Raw genomic sequence first — 354 nt, 5'->3', positions numbered from 1 at the left:
GCGAGCACGGCAGGTGCTGGCGGTGGTGGTGTGGTGGTGGGGCGTGTGCGGTCGGGGCGTGTGGCGGTGTTGTTCTCCGGTCAGGGGAGTCAGCGGGCGGGGATGGGGCGGGAGTTGTATGAGGCCTTTCCTGTGTTCGCGGCGGCGTTCGATGAGGTGTGTGCTCGGTTCGATGTGCTGTTGGACCGCCCGTTGAAGGAGGTGGTGTTCGTCGACGCTGCTGCTCCTGAGGGTGGGGGGTTGTTGGATCGGACGGTGTTTACGCAGGCGGGGTTGTTTGCGTTGGAGGTGGGGCTGTTCCGGTTGATGGAGTCCTTTGGGGTGCGGGTGGATTTCCTGGCGGGGCATTCCATT

Annotated in this window: 1 protein-coding gene; it reads left to right on the top strand. The window is 64.7% G+C overall.

Annotation, left to right across the window (positions count from 1 at the left end; all coding sequences use genetic code 11):
- Positions 1-354: acyltransferase domain-containing protein (locus JK364_RS54750; protein WP_201858930.1), on the top strand; the 354-nt coding region annotated here is incomplete at both ends.

Source organism: Streptomyces endocoffeicus, from assembly GCF_016741935.1.
Taxonomy (GTDB): domain Bacteria; phylum Actinomycetota; class Actinomycetes; order Streptomycetales; family Streptomycetaceae; genus Streptomyces; species Streptomyces endocoffeicus.
The sequence above is the reverse complement of the archived record's forward strand: the minus strand, read 5'-3'. Positions and strand labels throughout refer to the sequence as shown.